Origin of the sequence: Salmonella sp. SAL04157, from assembly GCF_046551635.1 — a bacterium.
In the GTDB taxonomy this organism is placed as follows: Bacteria; Pseudomonadota; Gammaproteobacteria; order Enterobacterales; family Enterobacteriaceae; genus Salmonella; species Salmonella enterica.
The window spans coordinates 62,513-88,678 of the sequence record NZ_JBGDVS010000009.1 but is presented as its reverse complement, the minus strand read 5'-3'; the positions used below and the strand labels follow the sequence as shown (position 1 = coordinate 88,678).

The 26,166-nt window shown below is 50.6% G+C and carries 23 protein-coding genes, 1 tRNA gene and 2 pseudogenes; 12 read left to right on the top strand and 14 right to left on the bottom strand.

Features of this window, described 5'->3' with window-relative positions:
* Positions 1–2 precede the first annotated feature (2 nt).
* The 4 genes from stbB to stbE are packed head-to-tail and all read left to right on the top strand — an operon-like array spanning position 3 to position 5,363.
* On the top strand, positions 3–764 hold the full coding sequence (gene stbB / locus ACLJRE_RS18100; RefSeq protein WP_000781492.1) for a fimbrial biogenesis chaperone StbB: 762 nt from the start codon (positions 3–5) through the stop codon (positions 762–764).
* Positions 748–3,309 carry a fimbrial outer membrane usher protein gene (locus ACLJRE_RS18095; RefSeq protein ID WP_023212879.1) on the top strand — a complete coding sequence of 854 codons (2,562 nt, stop codon included), beginning with the start codon at positions 748–750 and terminating at the stop codon, positions 3,307–3,309. Before stbB ends, ACLJRE_RS18095 begins: the two co-directional genes overlap by 17 nt.
* Positions 3,310–3,313: 4 nt before the next feature.
* Positions 3,314–4,639 carry a fimbrial usher protein StbD gene (gene stbD / locus ACLJRE_RS18090; RefSeq protein WP_023212878.1) on the top strand — a complete coding sequence of 442 codons (1,326 nt, stop codon included), beginning with the start codon at positions 3,314–3,316 and terminating at the stop codon, positions 4,637–4,639.
* Positions 4,605–5,363: a fimbrial biogenesis chaperone StbE gene (stbE, locus tag ACLJRE_RS18085; protein ID WP_001247022.1), complete on the top strand. Its 759-nt coding sequence runs from the start codon at positions 4,605–4,607 to the stop codon at positions 5,361–5,363. The genes stbD and stbE overlap by 35 nt, the downstream gene beginning before the upstream one ends.
* A gap of 47 nt (positions 5,364–5,410) precedes the next feature.
* Here stbE and ACLJRE_RS18080 read toward each other — a convergent pair.
* The 4 genes and pseudogenes from ACLJRE_RS18080 to proB form a co-directional block, all read right to left on the bottom strand.
* Positions 5,411–5,632 (bottom strand): annotated as a pseudogene (locus ACLJRE_RS18080) (hypothetical protein); the annotation flags it as partial.
* Positions 5,633–5,765: 133 nt separating this feature from the next.
* A tRNA-Thr gene (locus ACLJRE_RS18075) sits at positions 5,766–5,841 on the bottom strand.
* A 115-nt stretch (positions 5,842–5,956) separates the two neighbouring features.
* Positions 5,957–7,207 carry a glutamate-5-semialdehyde dehydrogenase gene (proA, locus tag ACLJRE_RS18070; RefSeq protein ID WP_058108942.1) on the bottom strand — a complete coding sequence of 417 codons (1,251 nt, stop codon included), beginning with the start codon at positions 7,205–7,207 and terminating at the stop codon, positions 5,957–5,959.
* 11 nt (positions 7,208–7,218) lie between these two features.
* Complete coding sequence (proB, locus tag ACLJRE_RS18065; protein WP_001285275.1) at positions 7,219–8,322, bottom strand: glutamate 5-kinase; 1,104 nt, start codon at positions 8,320–8,322, stop codon at positions 7,219–7,221.
* A 282-nt stretch (positions 8,323–8,604) separates the two neighbouring features.
* Between proB and phoE the strand changes: the two genes are divergently transcribed.
* The gene (gene phoE, locus ACLJRE_RS18060; protein WP_001043672.1) at positions 8,605–9,657 is read left to right on the top strand and encodes a phosphoporin PhoE; all 1,053 of its coding nucleotides are present in this window, start codon (positions 8,605–8,607) and stop codon (positions 9,655–9,657) included.
* Between the two features lie 50 nt (positions 9,658–9,707).
* Here phoE and crl read toward each other — a convergent pair whose 3' ends face one another.
* The 3 genes from crl to gpt form a co-directional block, all read right to left on the bottom strand.
* A complete protein-coding gene (gene crl, locus ACLJRE_RS18055) occupies positions 9,708–10,109 on the bottom strand; it encodes a sigma factor-binding protein Crl (RefSeq protein WP_000174693.1) in 402 nt (133 codons plus the stop codon).
* A 57-nt stretch (positions 10,110–10,166) separates the two neighbouring features.
* Complete coding sequence (gene frsA, locus ACLJRE_RS18050) at positions 10,167–11,411, bottom strand: esterase FrsA (protein ID WP_000189586.1); 1,245 nt, start codon at positions 11,409–11,411, stop codon at positions 10,167–10,169.
* An 88-nt stretch (positions 11,412–11,499) separates the two neighbouring features.
* On the bottom strand, positions 11,500–11,958 hold the full coding sequence (gene gpt / locus ACLJRE_RS18045) for a xanthine phosphoribosyltransferase (protein ID WP_001292018.1): 459 nt from the start codon (positions 11,956–11,958) through the stop codon (positions 11,500–11,502).
* A gap of 248 nt (positions 11,959–12,206) precedes the next feature.
* Here gpt and pepD point away from each other — a divergent pair, with 248 nt between their 5' ends.
* Positions 12,207–13,664: a cytosol nonspecific dipeptidase gene (pepD, locus tag ACLJRE_RS18040; RefSeq protein WP_023212876.1), complete on the top strand. Its 1,458-nt coding sequence runs from the start codon at positions 12,207–12,209 to the stop codon at positions 13,662–13,664.
* Between the two features lie 155 nt (positions 13,665–13,819).
* Here the strand turns inward: pepD and prfH are convergent, their stop codons facing one another.
* The 3 genes from prfH to dinB all read right to left on the bottom strand — a co-directional run bounded on the left by prfH (position 13,820) and on the right by dinB (position 16,844).
* Entirely contained in the window at positions 13,820–14,434 is a 615-nt protein-coding gene (gene prfH, locus ACLJRE_RS18035; RefSeq protein WP_000602086.1) for a peptide chain release factor H, read from the bottom strand.
* Positions 14,431–15,570, bottom strand: a complete 1,140-nt coding sequence (locus tag ACLJRE_RS18030; RefSeq protein WP_000528888.1) for an RNA ligase RtcB family protein — start codon at positions 15,568–15,570, stop codon at positions 14,431–14,433. Before ACLJRE_RS18030 ends, prfH begins: the two co-directional genes overlap by 4 nt.
* 218 nt (positions 15,571–15,788) lie before the next feature.
* Entirely contained in the window at positions 15,789–16,844 is a 1,056-nt protein-coding gene (gene dinB / locus ACLJRE_RS18025; protein WP_001226198.1) for a DNA polymerase IV, read from the bottom strand.
* Between the two features lie 249 nt (positions 16,845–17,093).
* On the opposite strand from dinB, the gene dpaA reads away from it, so the two are divergent.
* Positions 17,094–17,834: a peptidoglycan meso-diaminopimelic acid protein amidase gene (gene dpaA, locus ACLJRE_RS18020; RefSeq protein ID WP_410957475.1), complete on the top strand. Its 741-nt coding sequence runs from the start codon at positions 17,094–17,096 to the stop codon at positions 17,832–17,834.
* On the opposite strand, the gene ACLJRE_RS18015 is transcribed toward dpaA, so the two are convergent.
* Together ACLJRE_RS18015 and lpcA are read right to left on the bottom strand one after the other, a co-directional pair.
* Complete coding sequence (locus ACLJRE_RS18015) at positions 17,805–18,572, bottom strand: class II glutamine amidotransferase (RefSeq protein WP_000333387.1); 768 nt, start codon at positions 18,570–18,572, stop codon at positions 17,805–17,807. The two genes, dpaA and ACLJRE_RS18015, sit on opposite strands and share 30 nt — an antisense overlap.
* A 212-nt stretch (positions 18,573–18,784) precedes the next feature.
* Positions 18,785–19,363 carry a D-sedoheptulose 7-phosphate isomerase gene (gene lpcA / locus ACLJRE_RS18010; RefSeq protein ID WP_000284051.1) on the bottom strand — a complete coding sequence of 193 codons (579 nt, stop codon included), beginning with the start codon at positions 19,361–19,363 and terminating at the stop codon, positions 18,785–18,787.
* Between the two features lie 239 nt (positions 19,364–19,602).
* On the opposite strand from lpcA, the gene fadE reads away from it, so the two are divergent.
* The 4 genes from fadE (at position 19,603) to pagN (ending at position 24,557) form a co-directional block, all read left to right on the top strand.
* Entirely contained in the window at positions 19,603–22,047 is a 2,445-nt protein-coding gene (fadE, locus tag ACLJRE_RS18005) for an acyl-CoA dehydrogenase FadE (RefSeq protein WP_000973045.1), read from the top strand.
* 108 nt (positions 22,048–22,155) lie between these two features.
* Positions 22,156–22,923 carry an amidohydrolase gene (locus ACLJRE_RS18000; protein WP_000015789.1) on the top strand — a complete coding sequence of 256 codons (768 nt, stop codon included), beginning with the start codon at positions 22,156–22,158 and terminating at the stop codon, positions 22,921–22,923.
* Positions 22,924–23,084: 161 nt separating this feature from the next.
* Positions 23,085–23,492: a Spy/CpxP family protein refolding chaperone gene (locus ACLJRE_RS17995; RefSeq protein WP_000788200.1), complete on the top strand. Its 408-nt coding sequence runs from the start codon at positions 23,085–23,087 to the stop codon at positions 23,490–23,492.
* A gap of 345 nt (positions 23,493–23,837) precedes the next feature.
* Entirely contained in the window at positions 23,838–24,557 is a 720-nt protein-coding gene (gene pagN, locus ACLJRE_RS17990) for an adhesin/invasin protein PagN (protein WP_000787605.1), read from the top strand.
* 3 nt (positions 24,558–24,560) lie between these two features.
* Here pagN and ACLJRE_RS17985 read toward each other — a convergent pair whose 3' ends face one another.
* A complete protein-coding gene (locus tag ACLJRE_RS17985; protein ID WP_031603244.1) occupies positions 24,561–24,749 on the bottom strand; it encodes a hypothetical protein in 189 nt (62 codons plus the stop codon).
* A gap of 56 nt (positions 24,750–24,805) precedes the next feature.
* On the opposite strand from ACLJRE_RS17985, the pseudogene ACLJRE_RS17980 reads away from it, so the two are divergent.
* Positions 24,806–24,918 (top strand): annotated as a pseudogene (locus ACLJRE_RS17980) (hypothetical protein); the annotation flags it as partial.
* Between the two features lie 601 nt (positions 24,919–25,519).
* Here ACLJRE_RS17980 and tioA read toward each other — a convergent pair.
* Positions 25,520–26,137, bottom strand: a complete 618-nt coding sequence (tioA, locus tag ACLJRE_RS17975) for a protein TioA (protein WP_058108939.1) — start codon at positions 26,135–26,137, stop codon at positions 25,520–25,522.
* Positions 26,138–26,166 lie beyond the last annotated feature (29 nt).

Below are 26,166 nucleotides of genomic sequence, written 5' to 3'. Positions count from 1 at the left end.
AGATGAAAATGGATACCCGACATTCCGCATTATATTACTTAATAGTTTTTCTATTGCTGGCCCTACCCGCCACAGCATCGTGGGCGAGCGTTACTATTTTGGGTAGCCGAATAATTTACCCATCAACAGCCTCCTCCGTAGATGTGCAGTTAAAAAATAATGATGCAATACCTTATATCGTACAAACCTGGTTTGACGATGGCGATATGAATACCAGCCCGGAAAATAGCAGCGCGATGCCGTTCATTGCCACGCCGCCGGTATTTCGTATTCAACCCAAAGCAGGCCAGGTTGTACGCGTAATTTATAACAACACGAAAAAATTGCCGCAGGATCGTGAGTCAGTATTCTGGTTTAACGTATTACAGGTACCACCAACGAATATTGGCAGCGACAGCGGGCAAAATAAAATGTTGGTGATGCTGCGCTCAAGAATAAAACTTTTCTATCGTCCTGACGGGCTAGGTAAACCTGATAATCTGGCGAAAAAATTACAGATTAAAACGGTAAATAAAGGTTCTGGAAAAAGCGGTATTGTTATTGTTAATCCGCAGCCCTGGTTTGCCTCTTTAAGTAACCTGAATGTAAAAGTGAACGGCGCTTCGTATAACCTGGATGCTGACATGATTGCCCCTTTCTCCAGTCAAACCTGGTGGCTGCCGGGCAAGCGGTCACTCAAATCCTTCTCCGGTACAGTCACCGTTACTTTGGTTAACGACCTGGGCGCAAGGATAAGCGAGAGCTACGATGTCCCCCACCATTAATTTGAACCACAAAAGCCTTGCGCTATTGATCGCCATAGTTTGCTCAGGCTCCGCGCAGGGTGAAGAGTATTATTTTGATCCTGCGCTACTTCAGGGGGCCACTTACGGACAAAATATTGCCCGTTTTAATGAACAGCAAACGCCTTCCGGAGACTATCTTGCCGACGTTTACGTTAATGGCACGCTGGTAACTGCGAGCACTAATATTCGATTTAATGCTGTAAAAGAGGGTCAACAGACGGAACCCTGCCTGCCCTTATCGGTGATGAAAGCGGCACAGATAAAATCACTCCCCGCAACCGGCGCTGCGACCGAGTGTCGCCCGCTCAGGGAGTGGGTACCTCATGCCGGTTGGCAATTTGATAGCGCCACGCTTCGCCTGTTGCTGACGATTCCAATGACCGAACTTACGCACAAACCGCGCGGTTATATCTCCCCTTCAGAGTGGGATAGCGGCGCGCTGGCGCTGTTTTTACGCCATAACACAAACTGGACCCGCACCGAAAATACCGACAGCCATTATCGCTACCAATACTTATGGAGCGGTTTAAACATGGGCGTTAACCTCGGACTTTGGCAGGTCCGTCATCAAAGTAATCTACGCTATGTCAATAGCAACCAGAGCGGAAGCGCCTGGCGCTATAACAGCGTTCGAACCTGGGTGCAAAGACCTGTCGCGTCTATTAACAGTATCCTGTCGCTGGGCGATAGCTATACGGACTCCAGCTTATTCGGCAGTCTGTCCTTTAACGGGGTTAAGCTTGTCACCGACGAGCGGATGCGCCCGCAGGGCAAACGCGGTTATGCGCCGGAAGTTCGGGGCGTAGCGGCCAGTAGCGCGCACGTGGTAGTAAAACAACTGGGGAAAGTGATTTATGAAACCAACGTTCCGCCGGGCCCATTTTATATTGACGATCTGTACAACACCCGTTATCAAGGCGATCTGGAGGTAGAGGTTATCGAGGCCAGCGGTAAAACCTCACGTTTCATCGTGCCTTATTCTTCCGTGCCGGATTCGGTTCGCCCCGGTAACTGGCACTATTCGCTGGCCTTCGGCAGGGTTCGTCAGTACTACGATATTGAAAATCGTTTCTTTGAGGGAACGTTCCAGCACGGCGTTAATAACACCATTACCCTCAACCTCGGTTCACGAATTGCTCAGCGTTACCAGGCATGGCTGGCGGGCGGCGTCTGGGCCACCGGTATGGGCGCGTTCGGCCTTAACGCCACCTGGTCGAATACGCGCGCAGAGCATAACGATCGCCAGCAAGGCTGGCGCGCGGAACTCAGTTACAGCAAAACGTTTACCACCGGCACTAACCTGGTGCTGGCGGCTTATCGTTATTCAACCAACGGCTTTCGCGATCTTCAGGACGTGCTCGGCGTACGCCGGGAAGCAAAAACGGGGATTGATTACTACTCCGACACGCTGCATCAGCGCAATCGCCTGTCCGCAACGGTAAGCCAGCCGTTAGGACGGCTTGGCACGCTTAACCTCAGCGCCAGCACCGCAGACTACTACAATAACCAATCGCGTATAACACAGCTACAAATGGGGTATAGCAACCAGTGGCGGAATATAAGCTACGGGGTGAATATTGCACGACAGCGCACCACCTGGGATTACGATCGCTTTTATCACGGCGTTAACGAACCACTGGACGTGAGTAGCCGACAAAAATATACCGAAACCACAATGTCGTTTAATGTCTCTATACCGCTGGATTGGGGCGAAAACAGAACGTCTGTCGCCATGAATTATAACCAGTCCAGTCAAAGCCATTCCTCAACCGTATCCATGACCGGCAGTAGCGGTGAAAACAGCGACCTGTCATGGTCGGTTTATGGCGGCTACGAGCGTTATCGCAATAGTAATAGCGATAGCAGCGCGCCAACGACGTTTGGCGGTAATCTACAACAGAACACCCGGTTTGGCGCACTTCGCGCCAACTATGACCAGGGTGATAACTATCGTCAGGAAGGGCTGGGCGCGTCCGGCACCCTGGTACTTCACTCTGGAGGTCTGACGGCTGGCCCCTATACCAGCGATACCTTTGCGCTTATTCATGCCGATGGCGCGCAGGGCGCGATCGTACAAAATGGCCAGGGCGCTGTGGTTGATCGCTTTGGTTACGCCATTCTGCCTTCGTTATCTCCTTACCGCGTCAATAACGTTACGCTCGATACCCGTAAGATGCGCAGCGATGCCGAACTGACGGGAGGAAGTCAGCAGATTGTGCCCTATGCTGGCGCCATCGCGCGTGTCAATTTCGCCACTATTAGCGGCAAAGCGGTGCTGATCTCCGTGAAGATGCCGGATGGCGGCATACCGCCAATGGGCGCTGATGTTTTCAACGGTGAAGGCACAAACATCGGCATGGTCGGCCAGAGTGGGCAGATTTATGCCCGTATCGCCCATCCGTCGGGTTCTCTACTGGTGCGCTGGGGAACAGGGGCAAACCAGCGTTGCAGGGTTGCCTACCAACTCGATCTTCACACCAAAGAACCGTTTCTCTATCTGAACAAAAACTGCGAGAAGGAATAGCACAATGCTTTTTAGTTTCCGAACGCTATTGTTTATCACCAGCCTGTTCGTCAGCGCCGGAACATGGTCGTCATGTATCAAAGTCACCGATAAGAGCGCGCTCTCTGACGCGGCGATAAAAGCGGGCTACACGGCGCAAAACTGGATCGGCGCAACTGACACGAATACCGGTAATATCGGTTTGCCAACGGTGATTAGCATCAGTAATAGTGAAACATTTCAACCCTCCGGCACATTATTGGCCAGTGGGATCGGTAACTTCCTGACGGCCGCCACCGGCACGCCCTATTCCAGTAAACAGGTACTTTACCGCTGCGATTCTGCCGATGCCGGGAAGCTCTATGAGATGTATTCGACAAATGGCGATAGCGCTTTTGCGGGGGCATTTTTTACTCCCGAAGTAGAAGGCGCCTATTATGATGTGGAGCGTAATGTTGCTGTCCGTATGACAAACCTCAGTACCGGCGAATATTACAGCCGTTTCTGGAAAGAACGCCAACTTACCGCAGACAGTTGGTTTCAGGATGACAAATATATTTATATTCCTGCCAGCGCGTTTAGCAACGTGTTATATGAGATGTTTAAAATTGACTCAAGAAAATATTTTGCCTACCAGAATCCAATGGACCGAGATACCTGGACGCAGCCTCGGGGTTATATCGCCTTTAAAGGCCCAGGCTTGATTACCGAGCGGATCCAAGCGGGACTGGATCATGCCAGCGATTATTATGGCTGGCCCGGCTATTGGCCCGGGGCATGGAGTACATATAATAGCGTCACCTATGTTCGCGGCGCGTTATGTAAAATCACAGATTATCCTGCGATCGTGAAAATTCCCCCTGTCGCCGTCGGCATATTAGCCGCCGGAGGCAATAGCCAGGCGCCTTTCCACGTCAGCCTGGAATGTGAGTCCGGCGCTATGTCCAGTGCCCTCCCGTCCACCAGCGCCGCTAATGTCGCAATGGGGTTTGTCGTTAATCAACCCACCGCCGTGGCGGCGGCGCGTCGCCTGGGGCTAACCACATCCGCAGGTGGTCTGTCGTGGCTACTGGACACCCATTATGGCGAACCTGGCGTAGCCTCCGGAGTGGGTATCCGCATCTATAACGATGCCGGTACGCCGATTAACCTGTTACCCGATCGGATCAAGACAGGCACTGGCAACGCCCGAGGCTGGTATGGCTATAAAGATTTAACTACACGGGTATCATCCGGTTCAGTAGAAACCTACAGCGGTGATTTTACTGCCTCGCTTGAGGCGATCGGCGGACAAACAGTAACGGCAGGAAGCGTGAATGCGCAATTACAGGCAGTGGTTAGTTTTCAGTAAAGTCATATTAACGCTACTTGGGTTGACGGGATGGTATGGCCCGGCACAAGCCGCCGTTAATATTGACAGAACCCGAATTATTTTTGCTTCAGATGATATCGCTCAATCGTTGACATTATCCAACGATAATACAACGCCGATGCTGTTACAGGTATGGACCGACGCAGGAAACATTGACGCCTCTCCGGATAACAGCAAAACGCCGCTGGTGGCGCTGCCGCCGGTATTTAAAATGCAGCCAGGAGAACTGAGAACGCTTCGCCTGCTCCTGAGTTCCCGCCAGCAGCTTGCAACGGACCGGGAGAGTCTCTTCTGGCTAAACATTTATCAGATACCGCCACTCCCCCATGACATTAAAAACAACCCGCGAAAACTGGTATTACCGCTTCGTTTGCGGCTAAAAATTTTAATTCGCCCGACCGGGCTAAAAGCGCCAACGGAAGCGGAGGAGAAAAAATTACGTTTTATTGCTAAAGAGAATACTATACGGATAGTTAACCCCACCTCGTGGTATATGAGTTTAACGCTAACGACGGATGACAAGAAAAGTATCGGCGATATCATGGTTGCGCCGAAAACAGCACTTGATGTGCCGCTAACACGCTCGCCAACGCCGGGAGCATCGATAAATTATGCAGTAATCAATGACTCCGGGAACTGGCGACAATATACCGCCATACTGGAAAAATATATTAGTAAGAGTGATTTTATTCCTGAGTTTTGATGGGAAATATTCAGGGATACGGTCGTATCCCTGAGACAAGCCAGAATTCAGCATGTACCATTGTCAAAAATAGCATTAAGCTGATATTTTTCTTTTTGCACGGCATCTTTGTTCTGTTGAGTTCCCTTCTCCTCAACAGACATATCCCATACGTTTTCATTATCTGACTCAATTAATGTGTAGAACGTATTATTATTACGTATCATATAACCGCGAAAATTATTTTCGATGCCCGTTGTCACAGGCTTAGCAGCCCCTGAGAATAACGAAAGGCGTACCATGCAGAATGAATGCTTTCCGGACTGACGTCCTCATAGACATCTATACCATGCTAAGCAAGTATGCGAGAAAGAAAATGAGAAGATTGTTATGAAAGAAAAGTTTGTTACTACTTGATTGAGATGGTGCCGATAATAGGAGTCGAACCTACGACCTTCGCATTACGAATGCGCTGCTCTACCAACTGAGCTATATCGGCCCTGAGAAGGGTGTGTTCACACGGGTGAATCACGGGGTAGAAGGTTAAAACTAACCGGGCGGTGCGTCAATAGCCTTGCTACTCAACCGGCTATTTTTGCACCGCTCGACATTAATTACGCACGAATCGTACCATCGCCAAAGCCGATCCACTTATAGGTGGTAAGCGCTTCAAGCCCCATCGGACCGCGGGCATGTAATTTCTGCGTGCTGACCGCCACTTCTGCGCCAAGCCCAAACTGCCCGCCGTCGGTAAAACGGGTAGAGGCGTTGACATAAACCGCAGCGGAATCAACTTCGTTCACGAAACGCGCAGCATTATGCATATCACACGTCAAAATGGCATCGGAGTGCTGAGTACCATGTTCGCGAATGTGGGCGATAGCGCCATCCATATTTTCGACCATCACAACGTTCAGATCCAGAGACAGAAACTCGTTATCCAGCTCTTCCGGTTTCAGCGGCACCAGTTTGGCAGGGCCATGCAGTGCCTGCATGACGGTTTCATCCCCATGCAACGTTACGCCGCTCTCCGCCATCTGCTTGCTCAGCGCAGGCAAAAAGCGTTCTGCGATGTCCTGATGCACCAGCAAGGTTTCCACCGTGTTACAGGTGCTCGGGCGCTGGGTTTTGGCGTTGACGATAATCTTCAGCGCCGGGGCGATGTCTGCGCTGCTATCGACAAAAATATGGCACACGCCAATCCCGCCGGTAATCACCGGAATGGTGGATTGCTCGCGGCACAGTTTATGCAAGCCTGCGCCGCCGCGCGGGATCAGCATATCGATGTACTTATCCATACGCAGCATTTCATTGACCAGCGAACGATCCGGATTATCAATCGCCTGAACCGCCGCTTCCGGTAAACCGCAAGCTTTCAGTGCCTTCTGAATGACACGAACGGTTGCGGCATTCGTGCGATGCGTCTCTTTCCCACCGCGTAGAATCACCGCATTACCGGTTTTCAGACACAAAGAAGCCACATCAACGGTAACATTCGGACGCGCCTCATAGATAACGCCAACCACGCCCAACGGCACGCGGCGGCGCTCCAGACGTAACCCGCTGTCCAGCAGACCGCCGTCGATCACCTGCCCGACCGGGTCGGCGAGATTACAGACCTGGCGCACATCGCCAGCAATCGCTTTCAGACGCGCAGGGGTCAGCGCCAGGCGGTCCAGCATCGCTTCGCTCAGGCCATTGGCTCGCGCCTGCTCAACATCTTGTACGTTCGCGCTGAGGATACTTTCCATTTGCGCTTCCAGTTCATCGGCTATTTTTTCCAGCACGCGATTTTTTTCGCCGCTGGAGAGCAGCGCCAGCTTATACGACGCCGCTTTAGCAGCAATGCCCATTTGTTCCAGCATATGCCTGTTCCTTATCGAGTAATCATGTCATCACGATGAACAGCGACCGGGCCATATTCATAGCCCAGAATCGCATCGATTTGTTGAGAGTGGTGGCCGGCTATCCGCCGCAGAGCATCACTGTTATAACGGCTGACGCCATGAGCGATATCACGCCCTTGCAGGTTACAAATTCTGATGACCTCCCCCCGCGAGAAATTGCCCGTCACGCTTTTGATGCCTTTTGGCAGAAGTGAACTGCCACGTTCCAGCATTGCCGCGGTCGCGCCTTCATCAACCGTAATTTCGCCTGCCGGCGGCGCCCCGAAGATCCAACGTTTGCGGTTCTCCAGCGGCGAGGCTTGCGCATGAAAACGGGTGCCGACGGAAATCCCCTCCATCACATCGCCGATCACGCCCGGTTTACTGCCTGAGGCAATAATCGTATCAATACCCGCGCGACAGGCCACGTCTGCCGCCTGAAGCTTAGTGCTCATACCACCGGTCCCCAGTCCGGAAACGCTGTCTCCCGCGATAGAGCGCAGCGCATCGTCAACGCCATACACATCTTTGATAAGCTCCGCCTGCGGATTGCTACGCGGATCGGCGGTAAATAATCCTTGCTGATCGGTCAGCAGCAGCAGTTTATCCGCGCCTGCCAGGATCGCCGCCAGCGCGGAGAGGTTATCGTTATCGCCCACTTTAATTTCCGCTGTCGCAACGGCATCATTTTCATTGATAACCGGCACAATATGGTTATCCAGTAATGCACGCAGCGTATCGCGGGCGTTCAGAAAGCGCTCTCTGTCTTCCATATCCGCACGCGTCAACAGCATCTGTCCGATATGGATACCGTAAATTGAAAACAACTGCTCCCACAGTTGAATCAGGCGGCTTTGCCCTACCGCCGCCAGAAGCTGTTTAGAGGCAATTGTTGCCGGCAGTTCCGGGTAGCCGAGATGTTCACGTCCGGCGGCAATCGCGCCAGAGGTAACAATAACAATACGATGTCCTGCGGCGTGTAGCTGCGCACACTGGCGGACAAGTTCTACGATATGGGCACGGTTCAGGCGGCGCGATCCGCCTGTTAGCACGCTGGTGCCGAGTTTTACGACCAGCGTCTGGCTGTCACTCATGATTCTCTGCCGTTCAAAATAAGAAATAAAGACCAAATGAACGTTTTAGCAGGACTGGCTCCGGTTGCCAACAACCTGTACGCATAGCGTGAAATTTTGTTGCGCAGGATCAGCAAGCGTAGCGGCGGAATTTGACCATTTTATTACCGCAACAATTAAACATATTTTTTTAAAAAAATTCTCACTTTATCATAAATCTTTCATTACCGAACGTTAAAAACCTTCCTGTTTTTTACCGGGTCTCCCGACAAATCATAGCGCGTAATTAAAACAGGAATGGAAATGAATAAGAGCACTCTGGCAATAGTGGTGAGTATCATCGCATCAGCATCTGTTCACGCCGCCGAGGTTTACAATAAAAACGGTAATAAGCTTGATGTGTATGGAAAAGTTAAAGCCATGCACTATATGAGCGATTATGACAGCAAAGATGGCGATCAAAGCTACGTTCGTTTTGGTTTTAAAGGCGAAACGCAAATTAACGATCAATTGACCGGCTACGGGCGCTGGGAAGCTGAGTTTGCCGGTAATAAAGCCGAAAGTGATTCGTCCCAGCAAAAAACCCGCCTGGCCTTTGCAGGCCTGAAATTAAAAGATATTGGTTCTTTTGACTATGGACGTAACCTGGGCGCGCTGTACGATGTTGAGGCCTGGACGGATATGTTTCCCGAATTCGGCGGCGACTCTTCCGCCCAGACCGATAATTTTATGACTAAACGCGCCAGCGGGCTGGCGACTTACCGCAATACCGATTTCTTCGGCATCGTTGATGGACTGGATCTTACCTTACAGTATCAGGGGAAAAACGAAAATCGCGATGTGAAAAAGCAAAACGGCGACGGCTTCGGCACATCCGTGAGCTATGATTTCGGCGGCAGCGATTTTGCCGTCAGCGGCGCTTATACTCTCTCCGATCGCACCAGGGAGCAAAATCTGCAGCGCCGCGGTACGGGCGATAAAGCCGAAGCCTGGGCTACGGGTGTAAAGTATGACGCTAATGATATTTATATTGCGACTTTCTATTCAGAAACCCGCAACATGACGCCAGTTTCCGGCGGATTTGCCAATAAAACCCAAAATTTCGAAGCGGTTATCCAGTATCAGTTTGATTTTGGTCTGCGTCCGTCATTAGGCTATGTGCTGTCAAAAGGCAAAGATATTGAGGGCGTCGGCAGTGAGGATTTGGTGAATTACATTGACGTTGGCGCAACCTATTACTTCAACAAAAATATGTCCGCGTTTGTAGATTACAAAATCAATCAGCTTGATAGCGATAACACGTTAGGCATTAATGACGATGATATTGTGGCAATAGGGTTGACCTACCAGTTCTGATAAGTCGCATTGTGCCTGATGGCGCTACGCCATCAGGCATGGCAGCAGGGTTATGCCGACAGTTTTACCGGCTCGTCGTTGAAATCGTCAGACGGCTCCAGCGCCAGCTCCATAGAAATCAGCAGGTCGCGTAGCTTTTCATGAAACTCGCGTAGCGTGTATTCCAGTCGCTCCACCACTTCGGTTTCGTTAATCGGTACTGCGGTCCAGTTGCCCTCTTTATCAAACAAACCAAACTGATAACGATAAGTGAAGCGTTTCTCTTGTGCTTCCAGCTCCATCCACCAGCCCCAAAATTCACGCTTCTCTGGCGCGGGCTTCACGTTGACGCAAACTGCCAGGCAATCGAAAAAAAAACGATTGTCTTCGCACTGCCCTTCCCGGATATAGGGGCCAAGCGCGGTAAATTTCTTGATCAATCTACTTTTCGGGTGTCCACTCGGTAACGTCATTGCGATCTCCTTTAATGAAGCAACTGTTTTACCAAATCAATAGAATTTATCAATCTATTAACACAATCTATGATTAATCCAGTCGGTAATTTCTTGCAGCGCGTGGTCAAAATTGCGGTACACCGGGTTAAAAGGGATCTCTATCAGCTTACCGTCTGAAGATGATGTTGTAATTAAGCGAGACTCTTCTTCCGGGCTGAAAGGATCGTTTTTCCAGAAGCCGGAAAGCATTGGCGTAGGACAACGTCTGCCCAGTAGCCCCTGTACTTTCAACGAATAGCGATTGAGCTCCACACGCAGCGCCTCATCCGAAGCATCATGCATACCCAGACGGCTGGCCAGCACATCCAGATACATCTCCGGCACCGTGCTCTGTCGTTGCGGATCGCTAAGTAGCGCATGGACCACCGGCCCCAGGCAAGCCACTGCTTTCAAACGCGGCGCTTCCAGATAGGCCAGACGCACCGCAACATTGGCGCCAAAACGGAAACCAAACGCCGCAACACGGGTATGATCCACCCAGGGGACATTAGGAAGCGCTTTTAACACATGCTGGTGGAGCAAGCTGGAATCCTGGGTTAATTTCCACTTTGATGAAAATCCAACCGAAGGCATATCAAGCGTTAACATCGCGATACCGCGCGGCGCGAAATAGCGTTCATACAGGGTGTAATAGTCGGTTTGCATGGCGTCCAGGCCGCCGCACATGAGCACCGTCGGAAACGGACCATCCCCTTTCGGCATATGTAAAAACGCGGTGACAGGCGAACCGCCAGGAACGGCAAATTCCATTTCACGTAACGAGCCGGGCAACCGCTGCGCGGCCTCTTCATAGGCGCGATTCGCCAGCGCCTGCGCCTGCTCCGCCAGCTCATCGCCCTTCAAATGCGGGTAGGCGGCAATGTTATAGAGCGTTGAGGCATGAAGCCAGTAGCGTCCGCTGCGCATGGCGTCCTGTTCCTGACAGGCTTTCTGCTGCCAGTCCATCGCCTGCTTTGCCCACTCATAAATCCAGTTGCCGCCGCGGTAACCGATGACCGTATCGTATAAATCATCATCCGTTCGCTCTGCGTCGCTCATCACAATGCGCGCCTGCACATCAAGGATTTCTCGTGGGTCAACGCCGCGCCAAATCCACATCAGGCGGTTTATCATGCGATACCAGTGCGGGACGTTCTTACCGTCCAGCGCGGATTGCATGGGCGGCTGCGACCCACGATTGAACCGACGGACAAGGGTAGACGTTTCAGTATGTTTAAAGCGGGGTTTGAACAGGGTTTCGCTGAGGTTAGCCTGTGTCATTCGTGCAGCCTCCTTGGATACTCATAGAGGCTTATTGTAACCAATAAAACAGCGCCCGGCATTGCCGGGCGCTCTGAAAAACTGCTGATTAACGACCTGAAATCGGCGGTACAAATACCACACCCATATCCCAGGGCTGCTCAATCCAGGTGTTCTGAGGAATATCAATAACATAATCATCAACCAGCGGACGGCCCGCCGGTTTAGCGAAAATCGTGACGAAATGCGCTTTAGGGTACATTTCGCGAATCGCGACGGCGGTGCCGCCGGTATCGACCAGATCGTCGATGACGATAAAGCCTTCGCCGTCGCCTTCTGCACGTTTCAGCACTTTCAGTTCGCGCTGGTTATCGTGATCGTAGCTGGAGATGCATACGGTATCGACATGACGAATGCCCAATTCACGCGCCAGTAGTGCGCCCGGTACAAGGCCGCCACGACTTACGGCAATAATGCCTTTCCATTGTTCTGAAGGCATGAGGCGGCTCGCCAGTTTGCGTGCGTGAATCTGCAACATGTCCCAGGTGACGACGTATTTTTCGCTCATGTGAAGTGTCCCAGCCTGTTTATCTACGGCTTAAAAAGTGTTCGAGGGGGAAATAGTTGCGCGAGATTATAGAGACCTGACGCGCTAAAAACCAGTGTTTAGCGGAATCCACGCCTCTTTTTGTATGCTTTATACTACCCGCAGGCGGAGAAAGTGGTATTCTCAGTCGCATCTCGTAAGAGTTATCAATTCCGCTAACCCTGTGGCCTGTAAGAACGTTTTTCAGACCACCGCCAAGGAGACTTATCGTGTCTGAACTGTCTCAGTTATCACCACAACCTTTGTGGGATATTTTTGCCAAAATCTGTTCTATTCCTCACCCGTCCTATCACGAAGAGCAACTCGCGGAACATATTGTGAGTTGGGCCAAAGAGAAAGGCCTTTACGTGGATCGCGACCAGGTCGGTAATATTCTGATCCGTAAGCCCGCCACTGCAGGTATGGAAAATCGCAAGCCGGTCGTTTTACAGGCGCATCTGGATATGGTGCCGCAAAAAAATAGCGACACCGTTCACGACTTCACTACAGATCCTATCCAGCCTTATATTGATGGCGAATGGGTTAAAGCGCGCGGTACTACGCTCGGCGCCGACAATGGTATTGGAATGGCTTCTGCGTTAGCGGTACTGACTGATGATAATGTCGTCCATGGCCCGCTGGAAGTGCTGCTGACCATGACCGAAGAAGCCGGCATGGATGGCGCGTTCGGCCTCCAGTCCGGCTGGTTGCAGGCCGACATCCTGATCAACACCGACTCTGAAGAAGAAGGTGAGATCTATATGGGCTGCGCAGGCGGCATCGATTTTACCTCTAATCTGCCGTTGACCCGTGAAGCTGTACCCGCAGGATTTGCGTGCTTTAAGCTAACCCTGAAAGGTCTGAAAGGCGGCCACTCCGGTGGTGAAATTCACCTCGGCCTTGGCAATGCCAACAAATTGCTGGCGCGTTTTCTGGCCGGGCACGCAGAAGAACTGGATCTGCGTCTGATCGATTTCAACGGCGGCACGCTGCGTAACGCGATTCCGCGCGAAGCGTTCGCTACCCTCGCCGTTTCCGCAAACAACGTAGGCGCTCTGAAAACATTAGTGAACGCTTACCAGGATATTCTGAAAAACGAACTGGCGGAAAAAGAGAAAAACCTGACGCTGCAACTCAATGAGGTTGCTAGTGATAAAGCCGCATTGACCGCGCCGTCACGCGATACCTTTGTGCGCCTGCTGAACGCAACGCCGAACGGCGTGATCCGCAATTCAGACGTGGCGAAAGGCGTAGTGGAAACATCGCTAAACGTTGGCGTGGTCACAATGTCTGATGCGAATGTCGAAATTCACTGCCTGATTCGCTCTCTTATCGACAGCGGTAAAGATTATGTGGTGAGTATGCTGGATTCGCTGGGCAAGCTGGCTGGCGCGAAAACCGAAGCAAAAGGCAGCTATCCTGGCTGGCAGCCCGATGCGAACTCGCCGGTCATGCACCTGGTGCGGGAAACCTATCAGCGTCTGTTCAACAAGACACCGAACATCCAGATTATCCACGCCGGCCTGGAATGCGGTCTGTTTAAGAAACCCTATCCGGATATGGACATGGTTTCTATTGGGCCTACCATTACCGGACCTCACTCTCCGGATGAGCAGGTACATATCGAAAGCGTCGGCCACTACTGGACTCTGCTGACCGAATTGCTGAAAGCGATTCCTGCGAAGTAAGAAAGCGCTAAAATGCCCGTCCCATTTCTGGACGGGCTATTAATATGGAATATCGGGTATCCATTGCCAGATAAGCTCTCCTGGATGCGCTGAAATAGCGCTGCGGCTACACGCGAATAGCCAGACAGCCCGATAACAGCGCCGGTAACACCGAATTATTGTGGCGTAAACGCCATTCCTTTAAATATCCGTAGCGGATTGCCGCGCTCAATCTGATGATGGAACAGACGCCTTTCAGACTTCAACGCCGCACACTCATTTTGCCGTTGCTGTTCCAGCCGCCAGGCAATCAGCAGCCGGGCCAGACGCTTATTCGCATGTTGACTGCGCTCCGACTGAACCTTCACGCTAATCCCGCTCGCCAGGTGCGTGGCCCGCACTGCCGAGTCGGTTTTATTAACGTGCTGCCCACCCGGGCCGGAAGAGCGCAGAGTCTCGAAACGAATCTCATCAGACTGTATGTGTTCGTCGGCGGAAAAGCGCCCAATGCCGACGTACCAGTTTTTTCGCCCATGGTGCGGGCGATACGGGCTGGTACAAATCCACAGTAACGTGCCGCACCAACGTTCACTGAAAGCCATAGCTTTTTCGCCGTCCAGCGAGACCAGCGCGGAACGCAGCGTGTCTGGTAATCGTCCCGGCTCCGTTTCAAGTCGCGTCAACGATACCTTTTCTCTGGCGGCTTCTTTCGTCAGACAATCCAGCGCTTTTTTTACCGCCAGACAACACTCGTCCGGTCCCTGTGCGGAAGAAAGTTGCAGTAAGATCATGCGCTTTTCTCCCCTGAGGTTTTCAGCGTCAGCACCGGACGCAGGCAGGCAACTGGCGTAATCAGTCCGGCGTCTGCCAGACAATCCACAACGCTATCGATGGATTTATACGCCTGCGGCGCTTCTTCATAAATGAGCTGGCGATCGCGGCAAATCACCCGGCTACCCATCCCGGTACGGCAGAGCTGTCGCGGGGTAAATTTTGCCGATAACCGGTCTTTACACTCGGTACGCATCCATTTGCGCCCCGCGCCGTGCGCCAGGGAGAAAAGGCTCTCCTCGCTGACGACGGGTTTCACCAGCCAGCTATAATCGCCGCGCGAGCCGGGGATAATCACCAGTCCCTGCCCATCTGGCGTAGCGCCTTTACGGTGCAGCCACCCCGCCTCACCCGCGACAGTACAGGGTTCAACGAAGTTATGCGCCACATCCAGCCGCGGTTCGCCCTCAGCCCTGAGCTGTTGCAGTATCCGGCGGGCAATCAGCGCGCGATTACTGCGGGCAAATGCCAGCGCATCGTCATGTTCTGCAAGGTAGCGGCGCGCATCGTCGCTATCTTCCGGCAAACCGTTATGCGAAAACGCCTCCACATGACGACGCAGGATAGCTTGCCCCAGACCGCGTGAACCACTGTGTACCAGCAGTAATAACTGCGCTTTTTGCAACCCCGACAAAGCGAACGAATCAGCATCGACGATGCGATCGACCTGCTGCAGCTCGGCAAAATGATTGCCGCCGCCAATGGAACCCAGCGCAGAGCGCCACGAATGATGCTGCATTGCGGCGGGGACATTCTCCTCCAGCCACTGCGCGTCCGCCACGTCAGGCAGCGACGCCAGCCGCTTCTCCAGTTTATCGGCGTTATATTTACGCCCTAAAATATCCGTTTGCCATAACGCCATGCCGCAGCCGATATCGTTGCCGACCAGCGCCGGATAAAAACGTCCACGCGAGAAAAAGGCTGCGCCAATAGGATAGCCGCGCCCCGGATGCAGATCTGGCATCCCGATAACGCGTTTCATACCGGTTAACTTAGCCGTCGTATATAATTGTTGGATCGCGGAATCTTCGATCCACAGGTTATCCGATGCGATAGAAAATACCACATCTGATAAAGGACGAATATAATTGCCCATATACCATTCCATATATGAATTAAAAAATCAGGAAATGGCAGACTAATCCAAGGCAATAAAAGAAAATTAATCCTGGAAAGGTCTGCAAAGTGCGTTCAGAGAATAAAGTGTCATGATGAACCTCCTTTGCAGTTATTGAGAATGAGAAAACGCGGGTATAGTAATACTGAAATTTAGATGGCGCAATCGTAATAGTGATAAAATCTTAATAGCCTGACTTATAACCCTAACACCAACTGTCGTTCCAACTGAGGGTCGAGCAGCGTTACGTGTAGCCCCACCAGCCGTACGCCGCGCTCGCCGCGACGCTCGTCCCAGGTTTTACGGGCGGTGGTAATTAAGTCTTCTTTATTTAATTGCGGCCAGACATGTTCCTGAGTGGTTTGCTGAAAATCATTAAATTTTAATTTAACGCCCTGTCGGGCAATCAGTAAATCGGGCTTCACTATAGCCAGACGACGCTCCAGCTCCGGATATAAATGCTCAATAATAGCCTCGCAGTCCGACCATTCATGAATATCCTCCGCCAGAGTACGCTCAACGCCTACCGATTTACGCAGCCTTTCGCTGTTAACATCACGCTCGTCAATACCCTGACTACGCTCCCATAATACCCGGCCAAATTTACCAAAGCGTTTGAGAAGCATCGCCAGATCGCACTGTTGAATATCCCCGCAGGTTCTTAACCCCATATTTTCCAGTTTGGCGGCGGAAACTTTCCCCACGCCTGGAATTTTGGCTAACGGCAACGTTTTAAGAAAGTCGGGTACATCGGCTGGCGTAATAACATATTGTCCATTCGGTTTATTGAGATCGGAGGCGATCTTCGCCAGAAATTTCACTGGCGCAACGCCGGCGGAGGCGGTGAGTTGCAGTTCATTGAAAATAGTCTGACGAATCTCCCTGGCGATCAGAGTCGCCGATCCATAACAGTGCGGGCTGTCAGTCACATCCAGCCAGGCTTCATCCAGCGAGAGCGGTTCAATCAGTGAAGTGTAGCGGGAAAAGATGTCACGTACATGCCGCGAAGCCTCTTTATAGGCGTCAAAGCGGCCAGGCAGTAAGGTGAGATGGGGGCACAGCTTTAGCGCCATGGCGGTCGGCATCGCGCTACGTACGCCAAACTGGCGCGCAGGATAGTTGGCGGTACTGATAACGCCTCTTCGCTCACGACTCCCGCCAATGGCAATAGGGATATCGCGTAACGCCGGATTATCACGCATCTCTACCGCGGCAAAAAAACAGTCCATATCAACATGTATGATTTTGCGCATCGCTCGCCCCCACAATACTGTTTAAGTGTACAGTATGTTTTATTGCGCGCAAAGAGACATTCGCGTTAAAAATGCGACATATTCGAAGGTATGACGACGAAAGCGGCGGGAAAATTGTAAACGTACACACGGGGACTTGCGAAAAACTGCCGTGGTGCTAATGTGAGCGCTCCAAATCCAGATTACTCCGATTTGGGGACTCTTTTGCCGTTCTGGCGTGTGTAACCGTTTTATCAAGGAACAAGCAGTATGCGTAAAATCGCATTTTTTCTTGCGATGCTTCTGATGCCGTGCGTCTCGTTTGCCGGTTTGCTGAGCAGCAGCAGCCCCGTCACGCCGGTCAGTAAAGAGTATAAGCAGCAGTTAATGGGCTCACCGGTCTATATTCAGATTTTTAAAGAAGAGCGCACTCTTGATCTCTACGTCAAAATGGGTGAGCAATACCAGTTGCTTGATAGCTACAAAATTTGCAACTATTCCGGTGGGTTAGGCCCGAAACGCCGTCAGGGCGATTTTAAAAGTCCGGAAGGGTTTTACAGCGTTCAGCGCAATCAACTCAAGCCAGACAGCCGTTTTTATAAGGCCATCAACATTGGTTTTCCCAATGCCTACGATCGCGCGCATGGCTATGATGGTAAATATCTGATGATTCACGGTGCCTGTGTTTCCGTCGGCTGCTATGCCATGACCGACAGCGGCATTGATGAGATTTTCCAGTTTGTCACCGCCGCGCTGTTCTTTGGTCAGCCGAGCGTGCAGGTGAGTATTTATCCGTTCCGGATGACCGACGCCAATATGCAGCGTCATAAATATTCATATTACAAAGATTTCTGGGCGCAGCTAAAACCCGGCTACGATTATTTTGAACAGACGCATAAGCCGCCAACTGTTTCTATCGTTGATGGACGTTACGTCGTGAGCAAACCGTTGAGTCACGAAGTCGTTCAGCCACAGCTGGCCTCAAATTATACGCTCTCCGAGGCAAAATAACGCCCATTCGCCTGGCATAATCTTTTGCCAGGTTTCATTCCCCGTTAGCGGCTGGGTAGCAATCACGGTAACCACGTCATTTGGCGTGGTCTGTGAACTGAAATCAATTTCCATATCCTGATCCACCAGCGTGGCTACGCCAAACGGCGCCCGGCGAGTGATCCAGTGCAAATGGGTTGAGCAAAACGCCATCACATATCGCCCATCTGACAGCAGCATGTTAAAAACCCCTTTTTCACGTAATACCGTCGCCAGTGTCGCAATATATTTAAATACCGCCGTCATATTGCCCGGCGTGCGGGGATAACGCTGCGTTAATTTATGCAATAGCCAGCAAAACGCTTTTTCGCTGTCGGTTTCCCCCACCGGACGAAAATTACCGGTTTCCAGCGACTTATAACCGTTGAGCTGACCGTTATGAGCATAAGTCCAGTTGCGTCCCCATAATTCCCGGGTAAAAGGGTGTGTATTTTCCAGCGCCACTTCACCGCGATTAGCCTGACGGATATGGGCGATAACTGAGCAGGACTTGATCGGGTAATTCTGTACCAGTTTCGCAATCGGCGAATGGTAGCTCGGTTGCGGATCTTTAAACGTGCGACAGCCCTTTCCTTCGTAAAAGGTAATTCCCCAGCCGTCTTTATGCGGCCCGGTTCCGCCGCCACGCTGCACCAGTCCGGTGAAGCTAAAGCAGATATCCGTCGGCACATTGGCGCTCATCCCAAGCAGTTCGCACATACATCACCTCCACAAACGCCTTAAGCGGGAAGGCGTAATTTTTACAGCCAATCAAAACTCAAAATATCAAAGAAAACAATATGCTATACCCTAAATAATTCGAGTTGCAGGAAGGCGGTAAGGGAGGAAATCCCCAGGAGCATAGATAACTATGTGACTGGGGTTTCTGAGCGCAACCAACGCACCTGCAGCTTGAAGTATGACGGGTATAGTTATTTAACCATCTCTTTTTCGATCAACTGAATCAGGATATGAATCACTTTGATATGAATTTCCTGAATACGATCGGCATAACCGAAGTGCGGTACGCGAATTTCAATATCCGCCGTTCCCGCCATTTTGCCGCCGTCTTTGCCGGTCAACGTAATCACTTTCATGCCTTTTTCACGGGCCGCGGCAATCGCTTTAATCACGTTACCAGAGTTACCCGACGTCGAGATCCCTAACAGGACATCGCCTTCGCGCCCTACCGCTTCAACGTAACGAGAGAAAATATAGTCATAGCCAAAATCATTACTGACGCAGGATATATGGCTAACATCAGAAATCGCAATTGCCGGGTAGCCCGGACGATTTTCACGATAACGACCTGTCAGCTCTTCAGCAAAGTGCATCGCATCGCAATGGGAGCCGCCGTTACCGCAGGAAAGTACCTTACCACCCGCTTTAAAACTGTCAGCCAACAGGACCGCCGCGCGCTGAATGGCGTGAATATTGGCGTCATCTTTTAAAAAATTAGCCAGCGTTTCCGCCGCTTCGTTCAGTTCGTTACGAATAAGATCCTGGTACATGAGGATATCCTTCAGCATGAATGTAAATGACAGTATGCAGTGTACCGGATAGCAGTACAGGCGAGAAGCATAAGCCGAATTAACGCCTCACGCTTTTGATTTTTCGTGCCCCCAAAAACGGCAACAATGTGAGCTTTGTTGTAATTATTTTGTAAACACATTGCTAAAAGATTTTACATCCACTACAACCTAATCATCACAAGTGGTCAGACCTCCTACAAGCAAGGGAGCTTTTCGTTATGATGATTTTGAGTATTATCGCTACGGTTGTTCTGCTCGGCGCATTGTTCTATCACCGCGTGAGTTTATTTCTCAGCAGCCTGATTCTGCTCGCCTGGACCGCCGCACTTGGCGTCGCTGGCCTGTGGTCCATCTGGCTGTTGGTTCCTCTGGCCATTATCCTCGTGCCGTTTAACCTCACACCGATGCGAAAATCAATGATTTCCGCACCGGTGTTCCGCGGCTTCCGTAAGGTCATGCCGCCGATGTCGCGCACTGAGAAAGAAGCGATTGATGCCGGTACAACCTGGTGGGAAGGCGATCTGTTCCAGGGCAAGCCAGACTGGAAAAAACTGCACAACTATCCGCAACCGCAACTCACTGCCGAAGAGCAAGCGTTTCTCGACGGCCCGGTAGAAGAAGCGTGCCGGATGGCGAACGATTTCCAGATTACCCATGAACTGGCGGATCTGCCGCCGGAACTGTGGGCTTATCTGAAAGAGCATCGTTTTTTTGCGATGATCATTAAAAAAGAGTACGGCGGGCTGGAGTTCTCCGCTTATGCGCAGTCCCGTGTACTGCAAAAACTGTCCGGCGTCTCCGGAATTCTGGCTATCACCGTCGGCGTTCCAAACTCACTCGGCCCTGGCGAGTTGTTGCAGCACTATGGTACGGAAGAGCAGAAGAATCACTATCTGCCGCGACTGGCGCGCGGCCAGGAGATCCCCTGCTTTGCGCTGACCAGCCCGGAAGCAGGTTCTGATGCAGGCGCCATTCCGGATACCGGCGTGGTTTGCATGGGCGAATGGCAGGGCCAGCAGGTGCTGGGTATGCGCCTGACCTGGAACAAGCGTTACATTACGCTGGCGCCGATAGCTACCGTGTTGGGCCTGGCGTTTAAGCTTTCCGATCCGGATAGATTGTTAGGCGGAGAAGAAGAGCTGGGTATTACCTGCGCTCTGATCCCCACCTCAACGCCGGGTGTGGAAATTGGTCGTCGTCACTTCCCGCTTAACGTTCCGTTCCAGAATGGCCCAACCCGCGGTAACGATATTTTCGTGCCTATTGATTATATTATCGGCGGCCCCAAAATGGCCGGACAGGGCTGGCGTATGCTGGTGGAATGTTTGTCGGTAGGACGCGGTATTACCCTGCCGTCCAACTCCACTGGCGGGGTGAAATCCGTCGCGCTGGCAACCGGCGCCTATGCTCACATTCGTCGTCAGTTCAAAATTTCTATCGGCAAGATGGAAGGTATTGAGGAACCGCTGGCGCGTATTGCAGGTAACGCTTATGTGATGGATGCCGCCGCATCGTTAATCACCTACGGCATTATGCTGGGCGAAAAACCGGCGGTACTGTCGGCTATCGTGAAGTACCACTGCACCCACCGCGGCCAGCAGTCAATTATCGACGCGATGGATATCACAGGGGGTAAAGGCATTATGCTGGGCGAGAGCAACTTCCTGGCGCGTGCTTACCAGGGCGCGCCTATCGCGATCACCGTGGAAGGCGCGAATATCCTGACCCGTAGCATGATGATCTTTGGTCAGGGCGCCATTCGCTGCCATCCTTATGTACTGGAAGAGATGGCCGCAGCGCAGAATAATGATGTGAATGCCTTTGATAAGCTGTTGTTTAAACATATTGGTCATGTCGGCAGCAATACCGTCCGCAGTTTCTGGCTTGGCCTGACCCGCGGATTAACGAGCCATACGCCAACCGGCGACGCCACGAAGCGTTATTACCAGCATCTGAACCGACTGAGCGCAAACCTGGCGCTGCTGTCCGACGTGTCAATGGCGGTACTGGGCGGCAGCCTGAAACGCCGCGAGCGTATCTCCGCGCGTCTGGGCGATGTGTTGAGTCAGCTTTATCTGGCCTCAGCCGTACTGAAGCGTTACGACGACGAAGGTCGCCACGAAGCCGACCTGCCGCTGGTGCACTGGGGCGTACAGGATGCGCTGTATCGTGCTGAACAAGCGATGGACGATCTGCTGCAGAACTTCCCGAACCGCGTCGTGGCCGGATTGCTCACCGCGATGATCTTCCCGACTGGCCGTCATTATCTGGCGCCGTCTGATAAGCTGGATCACGCCGTGGCGAAGATCCTGCAGGTGCCGAACGCCACACGTTCACGCATTGGGCGCGGTCAGTATCTGACGCCCGCCAAACATAATCCGGTCGGTTTACTGGAAGAAGCGCTGCGTGATGTCATCGCTGCCGACCCTATCCACCAGCGCATCTGCAAAGAACTGGGTAAAAATCTGCCGTTTACTCGTCTGGATGAACTGGCGCGCAATGCACTGGCGAAAGGGTTGATTGATAAAGATGAAGCCGCCATTCTGGCGAAAGCGGAAGAGAGCCGCCTGCGCAGTATCAACGTTGATGATTTTGAACCTGAAGCGCTGGCGACCAGGCCGGTAAAGCTGCCGGAGAAAGTGCGTAAAGTCGAAGCCGCATAATCAGTCTCGTGTCTTTCCTGCCCCGCTTTCGCGGGGCTTTTTCTTGCCGCTTTTTTATTATTGCTCATGCTACAGTGTAAAGACGCTGTTCAATGAGGAGCTCCGATCGTGTCTGGTTTGAAAATTACTCTGTTGCAACAACCTTTAGTCTGGATGGACGGCCCGGCAAACCTGCGTCATTTTGACAGACAGCTAGAGCTCGTATCTGGCCGGGATGTGATTGTTCTGCCTGAAATGTTTACCACCGGCTTCGCGATGGAGGCCGCTAATAACTCACTTTCGCAAGATAGCGTGATTACGTGGATGCAGGCCAAAGCCCGACAAACTGACGCTCTGATTGCCGGCAGCGCGGCGCTACAAACTGAGCGCGGCGCCGTAAATCGCTTCTTACTGGTTGAACCGGAAGGTAAGGTTCATCTCTATGATAAGCGCCATCTGTTTCGTATGGCGGATGAACATCAACATTATGCCGCAGGCGATAAACGCATCATCGTGCAGTGGCGCGGTTGGCGCATCCTGCCGCTGATCTGTTACGATCTGCGCTTTCCGATATGGTCGCGCAACCGCAATGATTACGATCTGGCGCTGTATGTAGCGAACTGGCCTGCGCCGCGCTCGCTACACTGGCAAACATTACTGACAGCGCGCGCTATTGAAAATCAGGCTTATGTCGCAGGCTGCAACCGGGTTGGCACCGATGGCAATGGGTTACATTATCGCGGCGATAGCCGGATCATTAATCCCCAGGGTGATATTATCGCCACCGCCGAACCACACCAGGCGACACGTATTGATGCCGATCTTTCTCTCGTCGCCTTGCAGGACTATCGCGAAAAATTTCCAGCCTGGCGCGATGCCGATCCATTCACCTTGTAAGCAACCTGCCGCTCACCGCGGCGGGATTGTTTCACTCCGTAACTCTCCGTAAAACAAATTCGCGTGGCGTAATGTGGCAGGCAACGTATTCTGACTAAGATAATTGCTCGCCATTCGCGGGTAATAAAAACGGTTAATCACTCCCTTATCAGGATATCTTCATGAAAAACTTTGTACGCACAACTTTACTGGCAGCGACTCTGGCGGGCGTTTCTTTTGGCGCTTTCGCCACCGCTGTTCCCAATCCTCCCCTGCCCGCCCAGGATCCTATTGTCCAGCATCTGAAGCTGACAAACGATCAGATTACCCGGATCAAAAAACTTCACCAACAACTGGAAACCGACGTCAGTCAGATTTCTATGAAGGGAATTAAAGACGGTGCGCTGATAGAGGTGATTAAATCCGGTAAATGGGATGACGCCGCCGTAAAACAGCAGCTTGCAGCCTTCAGTAACATAGAACAACAGGCTCGCTATTATCGGGTTAAATATTATTTTGATTTAAGCAAAGTCTTGACACCAGAACAACGTCAACAGGTACAACAAGATCTCGCCCAGGCACTTGAGTAAATATTTTTGCCCGTTATTCCTGGATAACGGGCTTTATTCTGGTCGGGTACAAATTCATCTTCATCTTTTTCTTACAGCATCGCTCCATCTCACACTACCCGTTACATAACATAGAAGTGAAACCGTACGTGGGGCTGGCATACGTTGGGCAATTTGGCGAGGAGATGGATTTCCATACCGACGATTATCGTATTGTTATTTAAAATCTTCATCTCATTTTTTACCCGCTTACAGAAAACCCAGCGTTACAATAGACCGTTTTTTGGGCTTCGTTTATGTAATCGTTATATCACACCCTATACCGTGAAACTTGTCTTTTAGCCCAATATTAAGGCAGGTTCTGAAATGAAAAACTTTTTCGCAGTCTGCATCATTCCCCTTGTGGTAGCCTGGTCCGCTACTGCATCAGCAAAAGAAGGGATCTATATCACCGGGAAAGCGGGGACATCCGTAGTAAATGTCTATGGAATCAACTCAACCTTCAGCCAGGATGAGATAGTCAATGGTCATGCAACGTTACCTGACCGTACCAAAGGCGTTTTTGGCGGCGGGGTTGCTATCGGTTATGACTTTTATGATCCATTCCAGCTTCCAGTACGTTTAGAACTGGATACCACTTTCAGAGGTGAGACGGATGCTAAAGGCGGGCAGGATATTATTGCATTTGGTCAGCCAGTACACATAAATGTAAAAAATCAGGTCCGAATGACCACTTACATGGTTAATGGCTATTATGATTTTCACAATAGTACGGCATTTACACCCTATATCAGCGCAGGCGTTGGCCTCGCTCATGTGAAGCTAAGTAATAACACCATTCCTGTTGGTTTTGGTATTAATGAAACTCTGTCTGCTTCAAAAAATAACTTTGCCTGGGGCGCAGGTATCGGTGCAAAATATGCTGTAACAGATAATATTATGATTGACGCGAGTTATAAATACATTAATGCAGGCAAAGTAAGCATTTCAAAAAATCACTATGCTGGTGATGAACATACCGCTTATGATGCAGACACAAAGGCTGCCTCCAATGACTTCATGCTCGGCATTACTTACGCCTTTTAAACACTATCGGTAAAATAGCTGGTTCTGTGGGTTCCCGAAGGCGCAATGGAGGATATCAGTAATGAATACTCCTGCGCCTTCAGAAAATCGTTGAACAGGTGCAACCTGGCGCCATTTTTCAGTACACTGCAACGTTTCTGGTATGGGCTTAACTTCCGGCTGCCCAAAAACAGCCCCGTCCTGTTGTATGATCTCTAAATGTGAATGGCACGATTATGCGAGATACTTACAAGTGTCTGGTATGAAGATATACTGCGAACGCCGATGTAAACGGCGCGCGTAACATTTTAGAGCGGGACACGCCGTGCTTGCCTGTGGAAGGAGCGTGCAGTCAGGCAGCCCGTTGGAGCAGGAACCCACGCCCTTCAGGACGTGGAGGATGTCAATGCACAAGAATTGGGGAATCTTTAGCAGAATTTATTATCTCTACAGTAGCATCTCTCTTGTTCCCGTCATAAATAACCCAATGCCTCCAGAGCTGAAACCGCCTTCAGCATGAGCACTGGCTGCAAATAACACCAAATAAAATAATAATATAACAACTACCGAGACAAAAAACACCTCTCTAAAGTATTTAGAATTCATACAGTCAGCTCATTTAAATTTAACGTCACATGCAACCATGCATGCGTAAAACAAGAACCACACTCATATTAATAATGATTAGTAATGTGAGTGTGCGTATAACGAGATACAGATGTATATTCCTTAATGTAACGGAACATCATCAATGCAAATAGCAACCATCGATATATTAAACTAAAATAATACATCTAGTGCATATATAAACCATTCGTATGGTGGCTGTAATAAAATTGTTGATAAACGGTCATCCCCTAAACTTCCAGCCTCCCCACCGCACGAACAATGATGTTCTTTATATTTAATCGTAATAAAAAACAAAACAATAATTAAACAAAAAATAAATAAGATATTTTTGATTCAAATTTTCACTCCTTCTGTTATATATACCAAGTTTCATTTTTTTTATGATCCCGAAAGAAAAAACCGTCATATGACGATGGCCATTGCATTCCATACATGTAATCAACTTCGTTCTGGTACACGGCTCTCTGTTCTACATCATTTATATCCCCGACAAGAATCTTTTGGAACTTATGATAATGATAAACACTACTAATAAAATTAGGATCACGAGGCACTACGCAAGCCTGAAAAAAGAACCCAAGGTTTTTAATTTCACTGGAATAAGAATGTTTACCACAAAAATCAAACCAAACTTCCATACCATAATCTCTGCGACTCCTGATGTACTCGCTCAGAAATTTGTGGTTGTTATTAAAGTCAACAGAAACAGCAAATAACCCGACGCTATTTAATTTACTGATCCTTTCCATATGTATGAGCACAAATTCCCAGGGGATCCTGAGTATATATTTATTTAACCCATATTTATGGTTGAATAAATTAAATGACTTTTGTAACTCTTCAAAAAACGTCAATGACTCAATTATGTGGTTTTCGCCTTCTTTCCAGAAGGGTTCAACGAAATAAATATCAGTAACATCATCTGTTTTAATGCGGTTTTTTGTTACATGCACGGGGTGATATTTAACCATATGATATTCCGCTATGTTATTCTGTGCCG